The sequence below is a fragment of the Buttiauxella noackiae ATCC 51607 genome, from assembly GCF_001654865.1.
In the GTDB taxonomy this organism is placed as follows: Bacteria; Pseudomonadota; Gammaproteobacteria; order Enterobacterales; family Enterobacteriaceae; genus Buttiauxella; species Buttiauxella noackiae.
The window spans coordinates 159,818-183,487 of the sequence record NZ_LXEO01000047.1 but is presented as its reverse complement, the minus strand read 5'-3'; the positions used below and the strand labels follow the sequence as shown (position 1 = coordinate 183,487).

At 49.4% G+C, this 23,670-nt stretch carries 18 protein-coding genes; 13 read left to right on the top strand and 5 right to left on the bottom strand.

Going from position 1 to position 23,670, the window contains the following annotated elements; genetic code table 11:
• Positions 1–447 precede the first annotated feature (447 nt).
• Positions 448–1,386, top strand: a complete 939-nt coding sequence (gene mdh / locus M979_RS15320) for a malate dehydrogenase (RefSeq protein WP_034459810.1) — start codon at positions 448–450, stop codon at positions 1,384–1,386.
• A 70-nt stretch (positions 1,387–1,456) separates the two neighbouring features.
• Here the strand turns inward: mdh and degS are convergent, their stop codons facing one another.
• The 3 genes from degS to zapG all read right to left on the bottom strand — a co-directional run bounded on the left by degS (position 1,457) and on the right by zapG (position 4,591).
• Positions 1,457–2,524 (bottom strand): outer membrane-stress sensor serine endopeptidase DegS, encoded by a 1,068-nt coding sequence (degS, locus tag M979_RS15315; RefSeq protein ID WP_034459808.1) that lies wholly within the window; start codon positions 2,522–2,524, stop codon positions 1,457–1,459.
• Between the two features lie 86 nt (positions 2,525–2,610).
• A complete protein-coding gene (gene degQ / locus M979_RS15310) occupies positions 2,611–3,981 on the bottom strand; it encodes a serine endoprotease DegQ (protein WP_064555456.1) in 1,371 nt (456 codons plus the stop codon).
• A gap of 208 nt (positions 3,982–4,189) precedes the next feature.
• Positions 4,190–4,591 carry a Z-ring associated protein ZapG gene (gene zapG / locus M979_RS15305; protein WP_034459804.1) on the bottom strand — a complete coding sequence of 134 codons (402 nt, stop codon included), beginning with the start codon at positions 4,589–4,591 and terminating at the stop codon, positions 4,190–4,192.
• Between the two features lie 180 nt (positions 4,592–4,771).
• Here zapG and zapE point away from each other — a divergent pair, with 180 nt between their 5' ends.
• From zapE to M979_RS15265, 8 genes are all read left to right on the top strand, one after another.
• Entirely contained in the window at positions 4,772–5,890 is a 1,119-nt protein-coding gene (zapE, locus tag M979_RS15300; protein WP_064555454.1) for a cell division protein ZapE, read from the top strand.
• A gap of 248 nt (positions 5,891–6,138) precedes the next feature.
• Positions 6,139–6,567, top strand: a complete 429-nt coding sequence (gene rplM / locus M979_RS15295) for a 50S ribosomal protein L13 (RefSeq protein WP_034459800.1) — start codon at positions 6,139–6,141, stop codon at positions 6,565–6,567.
• A gap of 14 nt (positions 6,568–6,581) precedes the next feature.
• Entirely contained in the window at positions 6,582–6,974 is a 393-nt protein-coding gene (rpsI, locus tag M979_RS15290; RefSeq protein WP_034459799.1) for a 30S ribosomal protein S9, read from the top strand.
• A gap of 320 nt (positions 6,975–7,294) precedes the next feature.
• A complete protein-coding gene (gene sspA / locus M979_RS15285) occupies positions 7,295–7,936 on the top strand; it encodes a stringent starvation protein SspA (protein ID WP_034498882.1) in 642 nt (213 codons plus the stop codon).
• 3 nt (positions 7,937–7,939) lie between these two features.
• Positions 7,940–8,437, top strand: coding sequence for a ClpXP protease specificity-enhancing factor (gene sspB / locus M979_RS15280; RefSeq protein WP_034459794.1), 498 nt, complete (start codon positions 7,940–7,942; stop codon positions 8,435–8,437).
• 172 nt (positions 8,438–8,609) lie between these two features.
• Positions 8,610–9,392, top strand: a complete 783-nt coding sequence (locus tag M979_RS15275; protein ID WP_064555451.1) for a transcriptional regulator NanR — start codon at positions 8,610–8,612, stop codon at positions 9,390–9,392.
• Between the two features lie 180 nt (positions 9,393–9,572).
• Positions 9,573–10,472, top strand: a complete 900-nt coding sequence (gene nanA / locus M979_RS15270) for an N-acetylneuraminate lyase (RefSeq protein WP_064555491.1) — start codon at positions 9,573–9,575, stop codon at positions 10,470–10,472.
• 90 nt (positions 10,473–10,562) lie between these two features.
• Positions 10,563–12,062: an MFS transporter gene (locus M979_RS15265; RefSeq protein ID WP_034459785.1), complete on the top strand. Its 1,500-nt coding sequence runs from the start codon at positions 10,563–10,565 to the stop codon at positions 12,060–12,062.
• 97 nt (positions 12,063–12,159) lie between these two features.
• Here M979_RS15265 and M979_RS15260 read toward each other — a convergent pair whose 3' ends face one another.
• Positions 12,160–13,578: a glutamate synthase small subunit gene (locus M979_RS15260; RefSeq protein WP_034459782.1), complete on the bottom strand. Its 1,419-nt coding sequence runs from the start codon at positions 13,576–13,578 to the stop codon at positions 12,160–12,162.
• Positions 13,579–13,587: 9 nt separating this feature from the next.
• A complete protein-coding gene (gltB, locus tag M979_RS15255) occupies positions 13,588–18,045 on the bottom strand; it encodes a glutamate synthase large subunit (RefSeq protein ID WP_074388669.1) in 4,458 nt (1,485 codons plus the stop codon).
• 680 nt (positions 18,046–18,725) lie between these two features.
• On the opposite strand from gltB, the gene mnmL reads away from it, so the two are divergent.
• From mnmL to mtgA, 4 genes are all read left to right on the top strand, one after another.
• Positions 18,726–19,658 carry a tRNA modification radical SAM protein MnmL/YtqA gene (mnmL, locus tag M979_RS15250; protein WP_064555449.1) on the top strand — a complete coding sequence of 311 codons (933 nt, stop codon included), beginning with the start codon at positions 18,726–18,728 and terminating at the stop codon, positions 19,656–19,658.
• A gap of 50 nt (positions 19,659–19,708) precedes the next feature.
• Positions 19,709–22,057 carry an aerobic respiration two-component sensor histidine kinase ArcB gene (arcB, locus tag M979_RS15245; protein ID WP_064555447.1) on the top strand — a complete coding sequence of 783 codons (2,349 nt, stop codon included), beginning with the start codon at positions 19,709–19,711 and terminating at the stop codon, positions 22,055–22,057.
• Between the two features lie 234 nt (positions 22,058–22,291).
• Entirely contained in the window at positions 22,292–22,945 is a 654-nt protein-coding gene (gene elbB / locus M979_RS15240) for an isoprenoid biosynthesis glyoxalase ElbB (RefSeq protein ID WP_064555445.1), read from the top strand.
• Positions 22,942–23,670 carry a monofunctional biosynthetic peptidoglycan transglycosylase gene (mtgA, locus tag M979_RS15235; protein WP_064555443.1) on the top strand — a complete coding sequence of 243 codons (729 nt, stop codon included), beginning with the start codon at positions 22,942–22,944 and terminating at the stop codon, positions 23,668–23,670. The genes elbB and mtgA overlap by 4 nt, the downstream gene beginning before the upstream one ends.

Here is a 23,670-nt window from a genome sequence, read left to right as displayed (position 1 = left end):
GCCCCAGTCACTTACTGAAGTAAGCTCCTGGGAACTCACTCCCTTGCCGCCTACCTGCAACTCGAATGCTAAAGGGCATAATTAATAGGGTGTAAGCCTGAATTAATGTTATGAAAGGGGCTGATTTTATCAAATTTTGTTATCGAGAAACATGCCTTCGTCACGACTCGAAAATAAGTCGTTAGGTAAATTAAATGTTATCAAAATGATGTTGTTTTGCTGCGTAGGGAGGGGTAATGTAACCGCCTGTTGATGTGACAACATCAGGTTGTGACCGGGCGCTAAGGCGTCGTTTCCACCCGGCGAGTAAATGCAGCAGTAACGTTTCAGGATTGCGTAACGTCGCAAACCTTAAGCGGGAATATTGTAATTACCCCTTCTCTGGATTATGGTCGCCACCGCATGGAGTTACGGCACCTATTTGCTAACCATAATAAGGAGTTTAGGATGAAAGTTGCAGTCCTCGGCGCAGCCGGCGGAATCGGCCAGGCGCTTGCCCTTCTACTCAAGACCCAACTGCCTTCAGGTTCAGAACTCTCTCTGTATGATATTGCACCTGTAACCCCAGGTGTTGCAGTCGATCTGAGTCATATCCCGACCGATGTAAAAATCAAAGGTTTCTGTGGTGAAGATGCAACTCCTGCACTGGTTGGTGCGGATGTGGTGCTTATCTCTGCCGGTGTAGCACGTAAACCAGGTATGGACCGTTCTGACCTGTTTAACGTCAATGCGGGAATTGTGAAGAATCTGGTTCAACAGATTGCCAAAACTTGCCCTAAGGCATGTATCGGTATTATCACAAACCCTGTGAATACCACCGTTGCTATTGCCGCGGAAGTGCTGAAAAAAGCAGGTGTTTACGATAAAAACAAATTATTTGGCGTTACTACGCTGGACATCATCCGCTCCAACACCTTTGTTGCGGAATTGAAAGGCAAACTGCCGACGGATATCGAAGTCCCTGTTATTGGCGGACACTCTGGTGTGACTATTCTGCCACTGCTGTCTCAGATCCCAGGCGTAAGCTTCTCTGAGCAGGAAGTTGCTGATTTAACTAAGCGTATTCAGAATGCGGGTACTGAAGTTGTAGAAGCGAAGGCTGGTGGCGGGTCTGCAACTCTGTCAATGGGCCAGGCTGCTGCACGTTTTGGTCTGTCTCTGGTTCGCGCGCTGCAAGGCGAAAGCAATGTTGTTGAATGTGCGTATGTTGAAGGCAATGGCGAGCACGCTCGTTTCTTCTCTCAGCCGCTGCTGCTGGGTAAAAACGGTATTGCAGAGCTCAAATCTTACGGCAAACTGAGTGCGTTTGAGCACCAGGCGCTGGAAGGGATGCTCGATACCCTGAAGAAAGATATTACTCTTGGTGAAGAGTTCGTTAACAAGTAAACACCAGACTTCAGAGATAAAAAAACCGGAACTGAGTTCCGGTTTTTTATTGCCTGAGATTCAACATTTATCAGTTAGTGGCGGGATATTCCTGAATCGTCACTTGTAACGTCAGCTTCTTATCATCGCGCATCACTTCAACCGGAATGACTGAACCTGGGCGAATTTCTGCCACCTGATCCATAGTGCCTAATGCTGAAATGGCTGGCTTATTGTTCACCGAAATAATCACGTCGTTAACCAGAAGACCTGCTTTCGCTGCAGGGCCACCAGGTGAAACTTCGTTAACGATGATCCCTTGAATCTGATCGATGCCGGTAGCCGGACCATGCAATGGTGTTATCTCACGCCCGCCAATACCAATGTAACCACGAATCACGCGGCCATCGCGAATAAGCTTATCCATGATTTTGGTGGAAAGCTGAGTAGGGATTGCAAAGCCAATACCTTCTGGTGTTTCGCCATCATTACTTTTATCAAAAGACAATGTGTTAATACCCATTAACTCGCCCAGCGAGTTAACCAGTGCGCCACCCGAGTTGCCGTGGTTAATCGAGGCGTCAGTTTGCAGGAATGACTGGCGACCTGAAGGGCTAAGGCCAATACGACCCGTCGCGCTGATTATCCCCTGTGTAATGGTCTGCCCAAGGTTATATGGGTTACCAATCGCCATGACGACATCACCAATATGCGGCACTCGCTTATTGTTAATAGGAATAACAGGAAGGCTGGTGGCATTGATTTTCAATACAGCCAGGTCGGTAAGGCTGTCGGAGCCAACCAGTAGTGCTTCAAAAACACGGCCATCTTGCAGTGCAACGATGATTTGTTCGGCATCATTAATGACATGTTTATTGGTAATGATGTAACCACGCTCGTCCATGATCACGCCTGAACCAAGAGTTTTAATTTCTAGCTGATTTTGCGAGTTGTTACCGATGCTGCGGTTGTATACGTTCACCACAGCAGGCGCAGCACGTCGCACCGCAGAGTTATAGCTCAGCGGAGTTTCATCAGCACTGTCAAACTTTGAGGGGGCTAAAGGGACGATTTTCTGGCGTAGAGTTGGTAATGCAACCAACAACAATCCAGCCACAATCAGGCCAATTACCACCGAGCGTAATATCTTTAGAAACATGGATTTGAATTAGTTAATAATAAGCCGGAAGCAGAATAGCATGAGTTAATCGGACATCGTACACAGATGTCCGATTACTGAGCAGATTAACGTACTAACAGATATATGCTCTCTTCACCGCGCGCCACATGCAACGCAATAACGTCTGGTTTGCTTTCCAGAACCTTACGCATTTCCGCGATGCTTGCGACCCGTTCGCGGTTCACGCCAATGATGAAATCATCTTTATGTAAGCCGGCTTGTGCCGCAGGCGTACCTTTTTCAACGCTGTCGAGTTTAATGCCCTTAGTGCCATCTTTTAACTGGCCGTCACTCAGGGTTGCGCCTTGCAAGGCTGGCATAATCAGTTCTGCGTTGGCTGATGATGCCGTACTTTTATCCAGCGTCACGCTCACTTCCAACGGTTTCCCATCGCGCAGCAAGCCCAGTTTCACTACAGTTCCGGGTTCAGTTGTGGCGATTTTTGCGCGCAGCTCAGCAAAACTGTTGATGGCTTTGCCATTCAAACTGGTAATCACATCACCGGCTTTGACGCCTGCTTTTGCTGAACCTGATTGCCGCAAGACTTCGCTGACGAATGCACCGCGTTGGGTTGTCAGGTTAAAGGCTTTTGCAATATCAGCACTCATCTCTGTGCCTTTAATGCCCAGCAAACCACGTTTGATCTCGCCAAACTCCATCAACTGTTTAGCCAGGGTTTGCGCCATATTGCTAGGGATGGCAAAGCCGATTCCGACGCTGCCGCCACTGGGTGCGAGAATCGCGGTATTAATGCCGATAAGCTCTCCGTTCAGGTTCAGCAACGCGCCACCGGAGTTACCACGGTTAATGGAAGCATCTGTCTGGATAAAGTTTTCTAACCCTTCAAGGTTAAGACCACTACGGCCTAGTGCTGAAACTATACCTGATGTGGCTGTTTGCCCAAGGCCGAATGGGTTACCCACAGCGACCGCGAAATCACCAACGCGCAACTTGTCTGAATCAGCCACGGCGATTTGCGTCAGGCCACTGGGATTCTGGATTTGAATCAGTGCGATATCACTTTGATCATCGCCACCAATTAATTTGGCATCAAACTCACGTCCATCATTTAACTGCACGCTGATTTTCTCTGCGTGGTTGATGACGTGATTATTGGTTAACACATAGCCTTTTTCTGCATTGATGATGACGCCAGAGCCCAGACCTTCAAATGGCTGAGCTTCCGAAGGTGGCATGTCATCGCCAAAGAACTTTTTAAACTCTTCCGGGACTTTCTGGCTCGGTGCAGCCGCTGTGCCTTCTACCTGCACGCTGACTACCGCGGGTAAGACTTTTTCCAGCATTGGTGCAAGGCTTGGTATTGCTGCCTGGCCCGGAACTTGTGCTGGCAACGCCGCATTTACCTGCGATGCAATACCGAACGTTAGCCCGACACTTATCGCTAATGCACTCAACAACAGTGTTTGTTTCTTCATTGGTTGCTTGCTCTCGTGACCTGGAAAAAGGAAAACCCGACCGACTTGTCATCTACCAGGATACAGGGGATGACACTCCGATGTTATTGAAATATCAACCGGGTAACAATGTTGTTATAGAGTGATGAGATACTAGTAAATGATAGCTGTGCGTGAGAGAGATTGGGGTACGAAAACCGTACCCCAGGAAAAAAATACAGAATTGTGATTAATCGCGTTTTGCGCGTTCAGTACGCAGCAAACCGGATGCGCCATCGGAATAGTCACGCGGCATTTGAACCGGTGCCTGATCGTTGCTGGCTTCAGACTCAGCGAGGCGGTTTCGGAATGGATTCGCTTCTGCTGACATTTCTGGCAACAAGCTGCTGGAGCTTTTTGCCATGTGTTGATAAAGCTGGCGGTAATCATGAGCCATGTTGTCGAGCAATTCGGCACTACGTGCAAAATGACTGACTAACTCTTCACGATACTCTTCAAGTTCTGCTTTGTTTTTCTCAATTTCGTACTGCATTGCTTGCTGCTGACGCAGCTTGCGGTTGCCGAAACGCATAGCAACTGCACCAACGATGATGCCAACAACTAACCCAATTAGCGCATATTCCCAGGTCATGAACTTCTCCCGTTGTATTGTGTTTCCGTAGGGTAATGTAGCCACTATAACCGTTAACCTAAGAGAAGTGGAATCCTGACGCAGCATCGCTTAGGGTAGAACGGCCTTTTTTTCGACAACCGTCCTTTTTTGAGCATTAAGTAAACGGCAATCCGATTTTTAAGGGAATACCATAATACCATGCAAAATATCTCTCCCGCATTGCGCTACCAACAAGCCCTGACCGAGGGCAGCTATCAACCGGATGATGTGCAGCGTGAAGCTGTTGCCAGACTGGACGCCATTTGGCAGGCATTAACCAGCCAAACGCCAACTGTGGCAGCAAGCGGTAGTTTCTTTGGCAAGCTCTTTGGTAAACGTAGCGCTTCGGCAAATCAGGAGCCTGTCCATGGGCTCTATATGTGGGGGGGAGTGGGGCGAGGGAAAACGTGGTTAATGGACATGTTTTTTCAGAGTCTACCTGGCGAACGCAAGCTGCGGCTGCACTTTCATCGGTTCATGTTGCGTGTGCATGAAGAACTGGCCGAGCTGCAAGGGCAAACCGATCCGCTGGAATTGATTGCAGACCGCTTTAAAGCACAGACGGACATTCTCTGTTTTGACGAATTTTTTGTCTCGGATATCACTGATGCAATGCTGCTTGGCACGTTGATGCAGGCTCTGTTTGCGCGCGGAATTACGCTTGTGGCTACATCTAATATTCCGCCAGATGATCTATATCGTAACGGTCTACAGAGGTCGCGATTTATCCCTGCGATTGACGCGATAAAACGCCACTGTGCAATCATGAACGTTGATGCGGGTATCGATTACCGTTTGAGAACGCTGACTCAGGCCCATTTATGGCTTTCTCCGCTTAATGACGAAACTGCAGGGCAAATGGAAAAACTCTACACAGCTCTGGCCGGCGCAGTGCGGGAAGGAGAGCCGGTGTTGGAAATTAACCATCGTCCATTAGCTACTTTAGGCCTTGCCAATCAGACGCTTGCGGTTGATTTCAATACATTGTGTGTCGATGCTCGCAGCCAGCATGACTACATCGCATTGTCGCGTCTGTTCCATACCGTGATGTTGTTTAATGTACCGGTTATGAATACGCGTAATGAAAATGAAGCACGTCGCTTCATCGCTCTGGTAGATGAGTTCTACGAACGTCACGTCAAGCTGGTGGTATCAGCGCAAGTTTCTCTATTCGAGATTTATCAGGGAGAAAGATTGCGCTTTGAGTTCCAGCGCTGCCTGTCGCGCTTGCAGGAAATGCAAAGTGAGGAGTATTTGCGTTTGTCGCATATGCCTTAAACCGCAATTGAGGCCGGGGCTAACTACAAAGTGAGACAAAAACGACAAAAAGGTTCGACCTTTAGGGGCGACTTCCCTATAATCTTGCGACCCCACGTTACAACCAAAGTTTTTTTCCCAAAACTTGGTCGTGCTGGCATTGGCTATTCGAAGGGGTAGGTTTGCCGGACTTTGTCGTGTGAACCTTGAACTGATTTTAAACGTTTGGGTGAACACCTACGTGTAACTATATATTGGGTAAGCTTTTAATGAAAACTTTTACAGCTAAACCAGAAACCGTACAGCGCGACTGGTTCGTTGTTGACGCTGACGGTAAGACCTTAGGTCGCCTGGCTACTGAACTGGCTCGCCGTCTGCGCGGTAAGCACAAAGCGGAATACACTCCGCACGTTGATACTGGTGATTACATCATCGTTCTGAACGCAGAAAAAGTTGCTGTAACCGGCAACAAGCGTACTGACAAAGTGTATTACCATCACACCGGCCACATCGGTGGTATCAAACAAGCGACCTTTGAAGAGATGATTGCCCGCCGTCCTGAGCGTGTGATTGAAATCGCGGTTAAAGGCATGCTGCCAAAGGGCCCGCTGGGCCGTGCTATGTTCCGTAAACTGAAAGTTTACGCGGGCACCGAGCACAACCACGCGGCACAGCAACCGCAAGTTCTGGACATTTAATCGGGATTATGGCAATGGCTGAAAATCAATACTACGGCACTGGTCGCCGCAAAAGTTCCGCAGCTCGCGTGTTTATCAAACCGGGCAGCGGCAAAATCATCATCAACCAACGTTCTCTGGAACAGTACTTCGGTCGTGAAACTGCCCGCATGGTAGTTCGTCAGCCGCTGGAATTGGTTGATATGGTTGAGAAATTCGATCTGTACATCACTGTTAAAGGTGGTGGTACTTCTGGTCAGGCTGGTGCGATCCGTCACGGTATCACCCGCGCTCTGATGGAGTACGACGAGTCCCTGCGTGGCGAACTGCGTAAAGCTGGTTTCGTTACTCGTGATGCTCGTGAAGTTGAACGTAAGAAAGTCGGTCTGCGTAAAGCACGTCGTCGTCCTCAGTTCTCCAAACGTTAATTGTCCTCTGCTTTTGCAGAATACAATTTACGAAAAAACCCGGTCCTGTACCGGGTTTTTTTATGCCTGAAAATTATATTTAGTGTTACTAACGCTATGATAAAACTGGATTTTCAGTCAAATTCCAGATCCGTCCCCCACAAAACCCGTAAAATCTGGTAAACTATCAACCAATTTTCTGCCCGCATGTCGGCATCAGTTTGTTTTCGCCTCGTTTTCTGGCAACTGGTGGTGTTCCGGCGTTGTTGGGTATCAAACGGTCAGGTTAGTTGCCGCTTGCGGCTATTAGCAGTAATTTTCTGATAAACTTGGAGGTTTTCATGGCTGTCGCTGCCAACAAACGTTCGGTGATGACGCTGTTTTCCGGTCCTACTGACATCTATAGCCACCAGGTGCGTATCGTACTGGCTGAAAAAGGTGTTAGCGTTGAAATTGAGCATGTGGAAACGGATAACCTGCCTCAGGATCTGATTGACCTCAACCCAAATCACAGCGTACCGACCTTGGTTGACCGCGAACTTACCCTGTGGGAATCCCGCATCATAATGGAATATCTTGATGAGCGTTTCCCGCACCCACCATTAATGCCGGTTTACCCGGTTGCACGTGGTGAAAGTCGCCTGTACATGCATCGTATCCAGAAAGACTGGTATTCCCTGATGCATATCGTGATGAACGGTTCTGCTCAAGAAGCTGATGCTGCACGCAAGCAATTACGTGAAGAACTGCTGGCCATCGCACCTGTATTCACTCAGAAACCTTTCTTCCTGAGTGATGAATTCAGCCTGGTAGATTGCTACCTGGCACCGCTGCTGTGGCGTTTGCCGCAGATGGGTATTGAGTTGACAGGCGCGGGTTCTAAAGAGATGAAAGGTTATATGACTCGCGTGTTTGAGCGTGATTCATTCCTCGCTTCTTTGACCGAACCTGAGCGCGAAATGCGTCTTCAGACCCGGGGCTAATTGATGGAAATGTCGCAATTGTCACCACGTCGTCCTTATCTGCTTCGTGCTTTCTACGAGTGGCTACTGGATAACCAGCTCACACCGCACTTGGTTGTGGATGTGACATTGCCAGGCGTGCATGTGCCTATGGAATATGCACGTGACGGGCAAATTGTCCTGAATATCGCTCCGCGTGCAGTAGGAAACCTGGAGTTAGCCAACGGTGATGTGCGTTTCAATGCGCGTTTCGGTGGTGTGCCACGTCAGGTGTTTGTTCCTATGGCTGCGGTTCTGGCTATTTATGCGCGTGAAAATGGTGCTGGCACCATGTTCGAGCCGGAAGCTAGCTATGACGAAGATGGTGAAAGTCATAACGATATTGAGCAGCAACCATCGGATTCAGAAATGGTGATGCAGGTGATCGATGGTGATCGCCCGGATCACGATGAAGATGAAGACGGTCCGGATGATGAGCCTCCTCCACGTGGTGGCCGTCCGGCATTACGCGTAGTGAAGTAACTCGCGAATTCATGCTCGTCAAAGTGCAAATCCGAAGCCAGTCTTATGACTGGCTTTTTACTGCCTTAAACAAGTCTACAGGCTGCATCTTTACGTAAGACATGATTTGCTGTGTTATGATTCGGCAATATTATTTGCGATGCTTCTTCCATAAACGGCCTATTCTGACGCTATGAGTACATTTGACGAGCAACCATCTGAGACGACTGAAACCATCGGACATACGATGCGCCGTCGCCCGCTTGCGCGTAAAAAACTCTCTGAAATGGTGGAAGAAGAGCTTGAGCAAATGATTCGCAGACGTGAGTTTGCTGAAGGCGAACAATTGCCTTCCGAGCGCGAACTTATGGCTTTTTTCAATGTTGGTCGCCCTTCAGTACGTGAAGCACTGGCGGCGCTTAAAAGAAAAGGTCTGGTACAAATTAGTAACGGAGAGCGCGCTCGCGTTTCTCGTCCTTCTGCAGATACCATCATTGGTGAGCTGTCAGGTGTAGCTAAGGATTTCCTTTCTCGCCCTGGCGGGATTGCGCACTTTGAACAACTGCGTATGTTCTTTGAATCCAGCCTGGTTCGCTATGCCGCTGAGTTTGCCACAGACGATCAAATCGCTCGTCTTGGAAAAGCGCTGGAGATGAATAACCAGGCCCTTGATGATAACGATCTGTTTATTCGATCCGATATCGAATTCCACCGGGAATTGGCTGAGATCCCTGATAATCCGATCTTTATGGCGGTGCATGTCGCATTGCTGGACTGGTTGATTGCGGCACGACCAACAGTTTCTCAGGACGTTCTTCACGCCCACAATAATATTAGCTATCAACAGCATATTGAGATTTATAACGCGATTCAGGCTCGTGATCCTGATGCTGCTGACGCGGCATTAAAAGCTCATTTGAAAAGTGTGTTCGCTTCCTACTATCCCACTCCGCGCAAACGCAATTCCAAAAAGTAGCTAACTTTAATCTGAGATCCCTCGCACACTTTTTTAGTATGTCTCATTAGCCATCATAATTTCATATGAGCAAGATCGCATCCTGAGCGCTTAGTAATATGGTGTTTACTTTTTGATCTGGTATAACAGGTATAAAGGTATATCGTTATGTTAAGAAACCAGACAACAATTGAGGCGTATATGACACAGAATCTTCGCGGTGTGATGCCCGCACTGCTTACTCCATTCAATCAGCAGCAACAGGTGGATACCGACAGCTTGCGCCGTCTGGTTCGTTTCAATATTGAACAGGGTATTGATGGTATCTACGTTGGGGGGTCGACCGGAGAGGCCTTTTTACAGAGTGCACAGGAACGTGAGCAAGTGCTGGAAATCGTTGCTGAAGAAGCCAAAGGGAAAGTAACTCTGATTGCGCATGTAGGCAGTATTAGTACTCATGAGAGCCAGCTGCTGGCGAGTGCCGCACACCGTTACGGTTTTGATGCTGTCTCTGCCGTAACACCTTTCTACTACCCGTTTAGTTTCGATGAACATTGTGATCACTACCGCGCAGTAATTGATGCATCTGAAGGATTGCCAATGGTGGTCTACAACATCCCGGCATTAAGTGGCGTGAAACTCACTCTCGAGCAGATTGATACATTAATCAACTTACCTGGCGTTGGCGCATTAAAACAGACTTCGGGCGATCTCTACCAAATGGAACAGATCCGCCGTGCCCATCCAGATCTGGTGCTCTACAACGGCTATGACGAGATCTTTGCATCTGGTCTGGTTGCAGGCGCAGATGGCGGGATTGGTAGTACTTACAACGTAATGGGATGGCGCTACCAGGCAATCAAGCAAGCGGTTCAGAGCGGTGATATGCGACGCGCCAGCCAACTTCAAAGTGAATGTAATAAAGTTATTGATGTGCTGATTAAAGTGGGTGTTTTCCGTGGACTGAAAACTTTACTCCATTACATGGATGTTGTTGCTGTACCGCTATGTCGCAAACCATTTTCGCCAGTGGAAGAGCATTATCTGCCAGAGCTTAAAGCACTCGCAGTCCAGCTTCAGGAAGAACGTGCAGCGTTCTGAATAACATAAATAAACCATGGTGCTGTAAACCATACCTAATCAGACCCAACAAAAGGGCGAGTTTTTAAGAACTCGTACCGGGAGTGCTTTATGAATAACACTGCCCAACGGATCCCGTGGTATCGCCATTTGACTAAGCCGCAATGGAAAGCATTTTCAGCCGCCTGGATTGGCTACTTATTAGATGGCTTTGATTTTGTCTTGATAGCGTTAGTACTAACTGAAATTCAAAGTGAATTTGGCCTGACAACTGTTCAGGCGGCGAGTTTGATCTCTGCGGCCTTTATCTCGCGCTGGTTTGGCGGTCTGGTTCTGGGGGCAATGGGCGATCGTTATGGTCGCAAGCTTGCGATGATAACCAGCATCGTGTTGTTTTCTTTCGGTACTCTGGCATGCGGTTTTGCTCCGGGCTTTACGACGATGTTTCTTGCTCGTCTGCTGATTGGTATGGGCATGGCTGGTGAATATGGGTCTAGTGCGACCTATGTCATCGAAAGCTGGCCTAAACATATGCGTAATAAGGCGAGTGGTTTTCTTATTTCTGGCTTCTCTGTAGGAGCGGTGATTGCAGCTCAAGTATATAGCGTTGTAGTGCCGGCATGGGGCTGGCGTGCGCTGTTCTTCATCGGCATTTTGCCTATTATTTTTGCGCTCTGGCTGCGTAAAAATATTCCGGAAGCAGAAGACTGGAAAGAGAAGTTTGCTGATACAAAACCAACCAAAACCATGGTGGATATTTTGTATCGTGGAGAACATCGTTTTATCAATATTGGTCTCACGGTTGTCGTCGCAACGGCGCTTTATTTCTGTTTTGCCGGTAACCTTGGCAATGCGGTAATTATTGCTGCGCTGGGTTTGATATGTGCGGCGGTGTTCATCAGCTTTATGGTGCAAAGCAGTGGTAAGCGCTGGCCAACGGGTGTCACCCTGATGGTCGTGGTGTTCTTTGCCTTCCTTTATTCATGGCCTATTCAGGCACTGTTACCAACATATCTGAAAACTGAGCTGGCCTACGACCCAAAAACCGTTGCACATATCCTGTTCTTTAGCGGTTTTGGTGCTGCAGTTGGTTGCTGTGTAGGTGGTTTCCTCGGTGATTGGTTAGGTACGCGCAAAGCTTATGTCTGCAGTCTCCTGGCCTCGCAATTATTGATTATCCCGGTATTTGCCATCGGTGGCGGTAACATTTGGGGGCTGGGTCTGCTGTTGTTCTTACAGCAGATGTTGGGGCAAGGGATCGCAGGGATTTTACCAAAATTGATTGGCGGTTATTTCGATACGGAACAACGTGCTGCGGGTCTGGGCTTTACCTATAACGTCGGTGCGCTGGGTGGTGCATTGGCTCCGATCATTGGTGCGACTATCGCTCAGCGTCTTGATTTAGGTACTGCACTTGCTTCGCTTTCGTTTAGCCTAACCTTTGTAGTCATTCTGCTGATTGGCCTGGATATGCCATCACGGATTCAGCGCTGGATTCACCCTGAAGCAGTACGGACTCACGATGCTATAGATGGTAAGCCGCTTAGTGGGGCTGGTGCTGTTAAAAAAGGGGCTATTAAGGGACCGATGATGCATAAAGCAGCGAAATAAAGCAGTCTGATAAAACAAAAAAAGCCCGGTGATATGAAAATCACCGGGCTTTTCGTATTGATAAGTCAGGTAAGCGAATTGCTCCCTGACAGACAAATTAAACTTCGAGGAAGTTCAGGATCCCGTCAGCCGCTTTACGGCCTTCAGCAATTGCTGTGACCACCAGATCAGAACCACGAACGGCGTCACCGCCAGCAAAGATTTTCGGGTTGCTGGTCTGGAACGGATTATCGCTGCCTTCCGGAGCCAGAATGCGCCCCTGGCTGTCCAACTCAACGCTGTGTTTTTCCAGCCACTGCATAGCATGTGGACGGAAACCAAACGCCATAATCACCGCATCGGCAGGGACAACATGCTCGGAACCGGCAACGATTTCTGGACGACGACGGCCATTGGCATCCGGTGCGCCCAGCTCAGTACGAGCCACTTTCACACCCGACACGCGGCCATTACCATTCACTTCTACGCCCAGCGGCTGCACGTTGAACTGGAACTCCACACCCTCTTCGCGCGCATTTTTCACTTCGCGCTTAGAGCCCGGCATGTTCTCTTCGTCACGACGATAAGCACAGATTACGTGTGTTGCGCCCTGACGAATCGATGAACGCACGCAGTCCATCGCGGTATCACCACCGCCAAGTACCACAACACGTTTGCCTTCCATGTTCACATATGGCTCTTCTGGCGAATCATCAAAGCCCATAATCTTTTTGGTGTTAGCAATGAGGAACGGCAGGGCGTCGAACACGCCTGTGGCATCTTCATTTTCTAAACCACCGCGCATGGACTGGTAAGTGCCCACGCCCAGGAAGACGGAATCGAACTCTTTGAGCAGGTCGTCGATGTGTACATCGCGGCCCACTTCGGTGTTCAGTTTGAACTCGATACCCATACCGCTGAAGATTTCGCGGCGTTTAGTCATCACTTCTTTTTCCAGTTTGAACGCTGGAATACCGAAGGTCAGCAGGCCGCCGATTTCTGGATGACGGTCATAAACCACCGCTTTAACGCCGTTACGCGCCAGCACATCAGCACACGCCAGCCCCGCAGGGCCAGCACCGATAATCGCCACGCGTTTGCCGGTTTGCTTCACGCCGGTCAGGTCAGGTTTCCAGCCCATCTCAATCGCTTTATCGTTGATATAGCGCTCGATGTTACCGATGGTGACGGCACCAAACTCGTCATTGAGGGTACAAGAACCTTCACACAGACGATCCTGTGGGCAAACGCGGCCGCACACTTCCGGCAGGCTGTTCGTCTGGTGAGACAATTCAGCCGCTTCGATAATTCGCCCTTCGTTGGCCAGCTTCAACCAGTTTGGAATGTAGTTATGAACCGGGCATTTCCATTCGCAGTATGGGTTGCCGCAAGACAGGCAGCGGTCTGCCTGTGCTTTGGCCTGGCCTTCTGAGAACGGCTCGTAAATTTCCACAAATTCAATTTTACGGATCTTGAGCGGTTTCTTTGGCGGATCAACGCGCTGTAAGTCGATAAATTGATAAACGTTTTGACTCATCGTGACCTCTTACTGCGCCTGCACCCGCAGCTCAGCTGCGGAACGACTGCGGTGACCCAACAATGCTTTAACATCACTGGACTTCGGTTTAACCAACGTGAATTTCGAGGCAAATTCCGGCCAATTTGCCAGAATTTCTTCGCCGCGCTGGGAACCCGTCAGTTGCACATGCTCGGTAATCATCCCGCGCAGGTGTTCTTCATGAATGGCCAGCTCATCAACGTTGAGTAGTTCAACCAACTCAGGGTTAACGCGTTTACGGAAATCACCATCTTCATCAAGCACGTAAGCGAAACCACCGGTCATACCTGCACCAAAGTTCACGCCCGTCTTGCCGATGACACAGACAATACCGCCAGTCATGTATTCACAACCGTTATCGCCAATGCCTTCTACAACGGTAATTGCACCGGAGTTACGCACAGCGAAACGTTCACCCGCACGGCCTGCAGCATAAAGTTTGCCGCCTGTTGCACCGTACAAGCAGGTGTTGCCTATGATGGTTGCTTCGTGGCTACGGAAGAATGAACCTACCGGAGGACGCAACGAAATCAAACCGCCAGCCATACCTTTGCCGACATAGTCGTTGGCATCGCCAGTGAGGTGTAACTCTACGCCACCGGCGTTCCATACCCCAAAGCTTTGCCCGGCAGTACCGCTGAAATGCGCTTTAATCGGATCGGCTGCAAGCCCCTGGTCACCATTGTGCTGTGCAATATAACCAGACAATGTGGCACCCACTGAACGGTCAGTGTTGCGGATATCAAACCAGAACGTTTTGCTCTGCTTGTCATCCACATACTGCTTCGCCTGAGCGAGCAGTTGAGCGTTCAGATCACCTTTATCAAATGGTGGGTTTGTTTCTGTCCAGTAGACCGCTTTGCCCGGCATTGGCTCGGCTGTTTTCAGCAGATTCGACAGATCGAGGTTTTGTTGTTTGGCAGTGAAACCGTCCAGCTCTTTGAGCAAGTCAGTACGACCAATCAAGTCAACCAGGCGCTTCACGCCCAACTGTGCCATCAACTCACGCGTTTCACGGGCAATGAATTCAAAGTAGTTTGTCACTTTGAATGGCAGGCCGTGATAGTGGTTTTTACGCAGTTTTTCATCCTGAGTTGCAACACCGGTTGCGCAGTTATTCAGGTGGCAAATACGCAGGTATTTACAACCTAATGCAACCATTGGACCTGTGCCGAAACCAAAGCTTTCTGCGCCAAGAATTGCCGCTTTAATGATGTCTAAGCCTGTTTTCAGACCGCCATCAACTTGCAGACGAATTTTATGACGCAGGCCGTTGGCAACCAGTGCCTGTTGTGTTTCTACCAGACCCAGTTCCCATGGGCAGCCAGCATATTTCACTGATGACAATGGGCTTGCACCTGTACCACCGTCGTATCCGGCGATAGTAATCAGATCGGCATAAGCTTTTGCCACACCCGTTGCGATGGTGCCAACACCTGGTTCGGAAACCAGTTTGACGGAGATCATCGCTTTAGGATTGACCTGTTTCAGGTCGAAAATCAGCTGCGCCAAATCTTCGATAGAGTAAATATCGTGGTGCGGTGGTGGTGAAATCAGCGTCACACCAGGTACGGAATAACGCAGTTTTGCGATATATGGCGTGACCTTATCACCTGGCAACTGACCGCCTTCACCAGGTTTCGCGCCCTGAGCAACTTTAATCTGGATAACATCAGCGTTCACCAGGTAAGCTGGCGTCACGCCGAAACGGCCGGAAGCCACCTGTTTGATACGGGACACTTTATTGGTGCCGTAACGTGCAGGGTCTTCGCCACCTTCACCAGAGTTGGAGTTCCCACCGATGCTGTTCATCGCTTCTGCCAGCGATTCGTGTGCTTCCGGGCTTAATGCACCGATAGACATCGCAGCAGTATCGAAACGTTTATACAGCTCAGTGGCAGGCTCAACATCTTCAATCTTGACTGTTTCATCTTGCGGGTTCAGAGCAAGCATATCGCGCAGTGTTGCCACCGGACGCTCGTTTACAAGCTTCGCGTACTCTTGATAATCTTTGTATTCGCCACTGTTGACGGCTTTTTGCAGCGTCTGAACCACGTCAGGGTTGTAAGCGTGATATTCGCCACCGTGAACGTATTTCAATTGCCCACCCTGGTCTAGCGGCTTGCGAGCGAGCCATGCGCGCTTAGACAGGTTCAACAAGTCTTGTTGGAAATCGTTAAATCCTGCACCACCAATACGGCTGACAACGCCCTGGAAGCACAGCTCAGAAACTTCTTTATGCAGGCCAACTGCTTCAAACAGTTTCGAGCAACGGTAAGAGGCAATAGTCGAGATGCCCATTTTGGACATGATCTTGTACAGACCCTTGTTGATGCCGTTGCGGTAATTCTGCATCACTTCACGGTACGGTTTTTCGATAGCACTGTTGTCGACCAGCTTCGCCAGAGTTTCGTAAGCGAGGTATGGATAGATTGCCGTCGCACCAAAACCGAGCAGAACTGCGAAGTGGTGTGGGTCACGCGCACTTGCTGTTTCGACAATAATGTTCGCATCGCAACGCAGATTTTTCTCGACCAGTCGAGTCTGTATCGCACCAACCGCCATTGGAGCCGGAACCGGAAGGCGATCTTTCGCAATGTTACGGTCAGACAGTACCAACAGCACTGTGCCGTTGCGAACCATACGTTCCGCTTCGTCGCACAGAGCATTTACAGTTTCGTGCAGCGACTGAGCGGAGGCATCGTAGGTGATGTCCAGCGTATCGGCACGGTAATGCTGTTCTTCAAGTGAAGTGAGCTGCTGGAAATCAGACCACAGCAAAATTGGCGATTTGAAGCTCAGGCGGTGCGCCTGGCCTTCTGCTTCACAGAAGACGTTCATTTCACGGCCAATGCTGGTTGCCAGAGACATTACGTGCGCTTCACGCAGCGGGTCGATTGGCGGGTTAGTTACCTGCGCAAATTGCTGGCGGAAGTAATCGTAAATGATGCGTGGCTGGCTGGAGAGCACGGCAAACGGGGTATCGTCACCCATTGAACCGACCGCTTCCTGGCCATTTTCACCCAGCACACGAATCACAGAATCCAGCTCTTCTACGCTGTAGTTAAACTGTTTCTGGAAGCTTGCGAGGGTATCGTCATCCATTTCACGGGAGCCAACTTCTTCGTCTGGTAAATCTTCAAACGGCACCAGGCGACGGACGTTGTTTTCCATCCACTCTTTATACGGGTGGCGGCTCTTCAAATCGGCATCGGTTTCAGCTGAATGCAGAATTCGGCCAATACGTGTATCGATAACCATCAGCTCGCCAGGGCCGACACGTCCTTTCTCGATGACTTCGTCAGGCTGGTAATCCCAGATCCCAACTTCAGAAGCACAAGTGATCAGCTTATCTTTAGTGATGACGTAGCGCGCCGGGCGCAGACCGTTACGGTCGAGATTACAGGCAGCGTAACGCCCGTCGGACATCACGATTCCTGCTGGACCATCCCATGGCTCCATATGCATGGAGTTAAAGTCGAAGAAGGCACGCAGCTCTGGGTCCATGTTCGGGTTGTTCTGCCAGGCTGGTGGAACCAGCAAACGCATGGCGCGAACAATATCCATCCCGCCAGCTAACAGCAGTTCAAGCATGTTATCCATGGAGCTTGAGTCGGAACCGGTTTCGTTCACGAATGGCGCAGCATCATGCAAGTCCGGGATCAACGGAGTCTGGAACTTGTAGGTACGGGCGCGAGCCCATTGGCGGTTACCGGTGATGGTGTTGATTTCACCGTTGTGCGCCAGGTAGCGGAATGGCTGAGCCAGCGGCCAGCGTGGCACGGTGTTGGTGGAGAAACGCTGGTGGAACAGGCAAATAGCTGATTCCAGGCGCAAGTCCGCCAGGTCCAGGTAAAAGCGCGGCAAGTCTGCCGGCATACATAGACCTTTATAGATGTTAACCAGGTTGGAGAGACTACAAACGTAAAAGTCTTTATCCTGGATGCGTTTCTCAATGCGGCGACGGGCGATAAACAGGCGACGTTCCATATCACGTGGGCGCCAGCCAGCCGGAGCATTAACAAAAATTTGTTCGATGCGAGGTTTTGAGGAGAGGGCGATTTCACCGAGTACGTCTTCATTGGTTGGCACTTCGCGCCATCCTACAATCGACAGGGTCTCGTTTTGCAACTCTTCTTCAACGATGCGGCGGCTTGCACTTGCCAGCGCGTCGTCTTTGTTTAAGAAAATCATGCCTACCGCATAATTTTTTGCCAAACGCCAACCACGTTCTTCCGCAACGATTCGGAAGAAACGGTCAGGTTTTTGCAACAGCAGTCCACAACCATCACCGGTTTTACCATCGGCGAGGATTGCTCCACGGTGCTGCATTCGGGCCAGTGCGTGAATAGCAGTACGCACTACCTTGTGGCTAGGTTCGCCTTCTATGTGGGCGATCAGGCCGAAACCACAGTTATCCTTCTCAAGGGATTTATCGTACAACATATCAGTGAACCTCCCCAGGCTCTACGTGATTCCCGATACCGTTTGCGTCCAGACGCAGCAAGGGCATGGCGACGGGGTTTGCGAATCTACGCTTACCGCGTGTGTCGCCCTCTTGATGTCTGACGCATCCGGTTTCACAAGTATTGAGGACTTGCTTTAGAGGGAATCTAAATTACTGCATAAATATGATGGGCACAGAACCCACCCAGAAAGCTTCCAGCGGATTTCCAAGTTATCGGGAAAGCGCACACAGGTCAAATGGCATTCTTATTTATACGATTATGTGCTAAATGTCATTTAACATCATGAATATAAACATTTTATTATCATTTTTATCGTATTTAAGCGGCAGGGGAATCGCTTGGGTATTGTGATCTCTCTCACTATCTGGCGGGCTGCAAAATTCCAGACCGTGCTGGCAATGTCTAAGTTGGCAGGATCTTGTGCTATCAATGCGCGCTGGCGTGTTGTATGACACTGTTTTTCGCAAGGTCACATATTCTTTAAAAATAGGAGGTCAGTATAAGGAAAAGTAATCATCTTTTGCGTGCGTAAACTTGCACTAATTTTGCATTGTTATGCAGAAGGTAAAGCTGCGCCAAAGCGATTGATCCAGGTCATCGCTAAATTGGGCAGATAGTGGCAGGCTACGTCCCTTTTACAGGGCGGCCCATCAGATTATGCAGTTACAAAAATTAGTCAATATGTTTGGTGGCGATCTTCAGCGACGTTATGGCCATAAGGTCCATAAACTCGTGCTACATGGCGGTTTCAGTTGCCCAAACCGTGACGGCACCATCGGGCGTGGGGGGTGTACTTTTTGCAATGTTGCCTCTTTTGCTGATGAAACCCAACAAAGTCACTCCATCGCCGATCAACTCGAACGCCAATCACAGTTAGTGAACCGCGCGCAGCACTATCTCGCGTATTTCCAGGCTTACACCAGTACATGGGCGGAAGTGCAGGTATTGCGTTCGATGTATCAGCAAGCGGTGAGTCAGGCTAGCATCGTTGGATTATGCGTTGGGACGCGCCCAGATTGTGTGCCAGACAGTGTGCTGGATCTGTTAAGTGAATATCACGATAAAGGCTACGAAGTTTGGCTGGAGTTAGGTTTGCAGACGGCTCATGACAAAACATTGCATCGTATTAATCGTGGGCATGATTTTGCCTGTTATCAGGAAACTACACGTCGAGCACGAGCACGTGGGTTGAAAGTTTGCAGTCATCTTATTGTCGGCTTGCCTGGTGAAACGAAGTCACACTCCATAGAAACGCTGGAAAAAGTCGTTGAGACAGGCGTGGACGGCATCAAACTCCACCCGTTGCATATCGTTAGCGGTAGCACGATGGCCAAAAGTTGGCTGGCGGGGCGCTTGCAGGCTATTGAATTAGAAGAGTATGCGACAACTGCCGGGGAGATGATTCGCCACACTCCTCTTGATATCGTATTCCACCGAATTTCTGCCAACGCGCGGCGGCCAACCCTACTGGCACCATTGTGGTGTGAGAATCGTTGGGCCGGGATGGGGGCTATCGATAAATATCTGACTGAACATGGCACACAAGGTTCGGCGATAGGTACTCCATGGAGCCCGGCAATTCTGTTGTAATCCCTAAGCGTGCGGTATATTTAGCTGATTGATGACGAGGGAAACGTTCCATGAAGCAAATCCGGTTACTGGCGCAATATTACGTTGATTTGATGGTGAAGCTCGGATTAGTGCGCTTCTCTTTGTTATTGGCCTCAGCCCTGGTGGTGTTGGCTATCATGGTGCAAATGGCCGTGACGATGTTATTACGCGGCCAGGTTGAAAGTATTGATGTTGTCCGTTCCATCTTTTTTGGCCTGTTAATTACCCCCTGGGCCGTCTATTTCCTTTCTGTGGTGGTTGAGCAACTTGAGGAGTCGCGCCAGCGGCTTTCAAAGCTTGTGCAAAAACTCGAGGAGATGCGCGAAAGAGATTTAAAACTCAATGTGCAGCTCAAAGACAATATTGCTCAATTGAATCAGGAAATAGCCGATCGCGTTAAAGCAGAAGATGAACGCCAGACGATGCTGGAGCAGCTTAAAGTCGAGATGCAGGAGCGTGAAGAGACGCAGCTACAGCTCGAACAGCAATCGTCGTTCTTACGCTCATTCCTCGATGCATCTCCTGACCTTGTTTTTTATCGTAACGAAGACAAAGAGTTTTCCGGTTGTAACCGCGCGATGGAACTGCTGACGGGTAAAAGTGAAAAGCAACTGATCAGCCTGAAACCAGAAGATGTCTACTCGCCAGAGGCGGCGCAGAAGGTTATTGAAACCGACGAGAAAGTATTCCGTCATAATGTTTCCCTCACCTACGAACAATGGCTGGATTACCCTGATGGGCGTAAAGCCTGCTTTGAAATCCGTAAAGTGCCTTATTACGACCGCGTCGGTAAACGCCATGGCTTGATGGGCTTTGGTCGCGATATTACCGAGCGTAAGCGTTATCAGGATGCGCTCGAGCGCGCCAGCCGTGACAAAACTACCTTCATTTCTACTATCAGCCATGAACTACGTACACCATTGAACGGTATAGTCGGTTTAAGCCGTATTCTGCTTGATACCGAGCTGAATCCTGAACAAACAAATTATCTCAAGACTATTCATGTTTCGGCGATTACTCTTGGAAATATTTTCAACGATATCATTGATATGGATAAACTCGAGCGCCGTAAGGTTCAGCTTGATAACCAACCGATTGATTTCACCAGTTTCCTTGCTGATCTGGAAAATCTTTCGGGCTTACAGGCACAGCAAAAAGGGTTGACGCTCGAAATGAACCCAACCTTGCCGTTACCACATAAAGTGGTGACGGACGGTACGCGTTTGCGCCAGATTCTCTGGAACCTGATTAGCAATGCGGTGAAGTTCACGCCGAAAGGTGGGCTGGTGGCGGTTCGTGTGCGTTATGACGAAGAAAATACGCTGCGCTTTGAAGTGCAGGATTCCGGGATTGGCATCCCGCAGGATGAGCAGGACAAAATCTTCGCCATGTATTATCAGGTGAAGGATATCCACGGTGGTAAACCAGCAACCGGTACGGGGATTGGTCTGGCGGTATCGCGTCGTCTGGCTAAGAGCATGGGAGGCGATATTACCGTTAGCAGTAAGCCAGGTGAAGGCTCTCTGTTTACCCTGACGATTCAGGCGCCGCGTGTGGCGGATGAAGTTGAAGATACCCTCGAAGATGACGAAATGCCGTTGCCAGCGTTGCACGTTTTGCTGGTGGAAGACATTGAGCTCAATGTAATTGTCGCACGCTCGGTGCTTGAGAAGCTCGGCAACAGCGTAGATGTTGCGATGACTGGTAAAGAGGCGCTGGAGAAATTCACTCCGGGAGAATACGACCTGGTGTTACTGGACATCCAGTTACCGGATATGACCGGGCTGGATATCTCTCGACAATTGACGACGAATTATGCCCGCGAAGATTTACCGCCTTTAGTAGCATTGACGGCCAACGTATTGAAAGATAAAAAAGAGTATCTGGATGCTGGCATGGATGATGTGCTCAGCAAACCACTCGCAGTCCCGGCGTTGATGGCGATGATCCAAAAATTCTGGGACAACCAAAAGTCAGAGTCTGAAAAGGAGTCTCCAATGTCTCAAGTTAACAGTGAAAAGCAACAAGCCTTGCTCGATATTCCGATGCTTGAGCAGTACATGGACTTAGTAGGACCAAAGCTGATTACTGATGGATTGGCGATGTTTGAAAAAATGATGCCGGGTTATCTGAGTGTGCTGGATTCCAATATGACTGCCCGCGACCAGAAAGGTGTGGTGGAAGAGGGCCATAAAATTAAGGGGGCTGCGGGTTCTATTGGGTTGCGCCATTTGCAGCAAGTTGCTCAGCAAATTCAGTCGCCGGACTTACCTGCCTGGTCAGAAAATGTTGGTGAGTGGATTGAAGAATTGAAGCAGGAATGGCAACACGATGTTGAGGTTCTGAAGGCTTGGGTTGCGAACGCCCCCAAAAAATGACCCCGGATAAACCGGGGTGCGCGAATTCTGCGCCAACACCAGGGAAAAGCCCGGTTGCGCCGTAAGTTATAAGTTTTTATCCAGTCGGCGCAGCCGATAATCTCGTATGCTGCTCAGGCATTAAGATAGCAAATCTTAAATGATTTGTTACGTGAATCAGTAAAATGTGTGAAGCATAGCGATCAAATCATAATCACTGATGATAATTATCGCATGATCAATAGGAATGGCCGAATGAAGAAGATTGGTGTAGTGCTTAGTGGCAGTGGGGTTTACGACGGCAGCGAGATTCAAGAGGCTGTTATTACGCTGTTGGCAATTGCTCGCGCTGGTGCTGAAGCCGTTTGTTTTGCACCTGATAAACCTCAAGCAGATGTTATTAATCACCTGACTAATAATAAGTCTATTGAGCATCGTAATGTACTGGTCGAAGCAGCTCGAATTACGCGTGGAGCCATTACTCCCCTGGCACAGGCCGATGCTAACGAACTGGATGCGCTGATTGTGCCTGGTGGCTTTGGTGCGGCAAAGAATTTGTGTGATTTTGCCAGTAAAGGCAGTGAGTGTCAGATTGACGGCGATTTACGCCGCCTTGCCAGGGATTGCCATGCGCAGGGTAAGCCTCTTGGTTTTATCTGTATTGCTCCTGTGATGTTGCCAAAGATTCTTGATGTACCAGTGCGTTTGACCATTGGTACGGATATCGACACCGCAGAAATAGTTGAAGAGATGGGGGCAGAGCATGTCCCTTGCCCGGTCGATGATATCGTGGTTGATGAAGAGCAAAAAGTGGTGACCACGCCAGCTTATATGTTGGCGACACGTATTGATGAAGCCGCATTGGGCATCGAAAAACTGGTCGCTCGCGTTGTGGATATGACTGCATGAAGAAAGGGCGAGTTGCGCTCTTGGGTACCTTGAAGCGCTGGCTGTTGCGCGGAGTATTTGCTTTAGCCGGAATCTGGTTGGCAGGGATTCTTCTGTTTAGTTTTTTACCCGTGCCGTTTTCAGCCGTCATGGCAGAGAGGCAACTCAGTGCCTGGTTTAGTGGTGATTTTGGTTACGTTGCTCACTCGGATTGGGTGAGTATGGATGAGATTTCACCGCTGATGGGGCTTGCAGTTATTGCTGCAGAAGACCAGAAATTCCCGGACCACTGGGGATTTGACGTTACGGCTATCGAAAAGGCCATTGCCCATAATGAACGTAATGAAAATCGCGTTCGCGGCGCATCGACACTTTCTCAGCAAACTGCCAAGAATTTGTTTTTGTGGGATGGACGTAGCTATGTCCGCAAAGGTCTTGAGGCTGGGTTAACGTTGGGGATGGAAGTCGTCTGGACTAAACGCCGCATTCTCACGGTTTATCTAAATGTCGCGGAATTTGGCGAAGGGATTTTTGGCGTGGAAACTGCTTCACAGCGCTATTTTCACAAACCGGCAAGCCGTCTGACGGCATCAGAAGCGGCGTTGCTGGCTGCTGTATTGCCCAATCCGATTCGCTTTAAAGCGAATGCACCTTCTGGCTATGTACGCCAACGGCAGCAATGGATACTGCGCCAAATGCGCCAGCTGGGCGGTGAGTCATTCATGGCGCAAAATGAGCTGAAGTGA

Coding starts and splice junctions, on each gene's coding strand:
- mdh (WP_034459810.1), top strand. CDS start 448: ATGAAAGTTGCAGTCCTCGGCGCAGCCGGCGGAATCGGCCAGGCGCTT.
- degS (WP_034459808.1), bottom strand. CDS start 2,524: ATGTTTCTAAAGATATTACGCTCGGTGGTAATTGGCCTGATTGTGGCT.
- degQ (WP_064555456.1), bottom strand. CDS start 3,981: ATGAAGAAACAAACACTGTTGTTGAGTGCATTAGCGATAAGTGTCGGG.
- zapG (WP_034459804.1), bottom strand. CDS start 4,591: ATGACCTGGGAATATGCGCTAATTGGGTTAGTTGTTGGCATCATCGTT.
- zapE (WP_064555454.1), top strand. CDS start 4,772: ATGCAAAATATCTCTCCCGCATTGCGCTACCAACAAGCCCTGACCGAG.
- rplM (WP_034459800.1), top strand. CDS start 6,139: ATGAAAACTTTTACAGCTAAACCAGAAACCGTACAGCGCGACTGGTTC.
- rpsI (WP_034459799.1), top strand. CDS start 6,582: ATGGCTGAAAATCAATACTACGGCACTGGTCGCCGCAAAAGTTCCGCA.
- sspA (WP_034498882.1), top strand. CDS start 7,295: ATGGCTGTCGCTGCCAACAAACGTTCGGTGATGACGCTGTTTTCCGGT.
- sspB (WP_034459794.1), top strand. CDS start 7,940: ATGGAAATGTCGCAATTGTCACCACGTCGTCCTTATCTGCTTCGTGCT.
- M979_RS15275 (WP_064555451.1), top strand. CDS start 8,610: ATGAGTACATTTGACGAGCAACCATCTGAGACGACTGAAACCATCGGA.
- nanA (WP_064555491.1), top strand. CDS start 9,573: ATGACACAGAATCTTCGCGGTGTGATGCCCGCACTGCTTACTCCATTC.
- M979_RS15265 (WP_034459785.1), top strand. CDS start 10,563: ATGAATAACACTGCCCAACGGATCCCGTGGTATCGCCATTTGACTAAG.
- M979_RS15260 (WP_034459782.1), bottom strand. CDS start 13,578: ATGAGTCAAAACGTTTATCAATTTATCGACTTACAGCGCGTTGATCCG.
- gltB (WP_074388669.1), bottom strand. CDS start 18,045: ATGTTGTACGATAAATCCCTTGAGAAGGATAACTGTGGTTTCGGCCTG.
- mnmL (WP_064555449.1), top strand. CDS start 18,726: ATGCAGTTACAAAAATTAGTCAATATGTTTGGTGGCGATCTTCAGCGA.
- arcB (WP_064555447.1), top strand. CDS start 19,709: ATGAAGCAAATCCGGTTACTGGCGCAATATTACGTTGATTTGATGGTG.
- elbB (WP_064555445.1), top strand. CDS start 22,292: ATGAAGAAGATTGGTGTAGTGCTTAGTGGCAGTGGGGTTTACGACGGC.
- mtgA (WP_064555443.1), top strand. CDS start 22,942: ATGAAGAAAGGGCGAGTTGCGCTCTTGGGTACCTTGAAGCGCTGGCTG.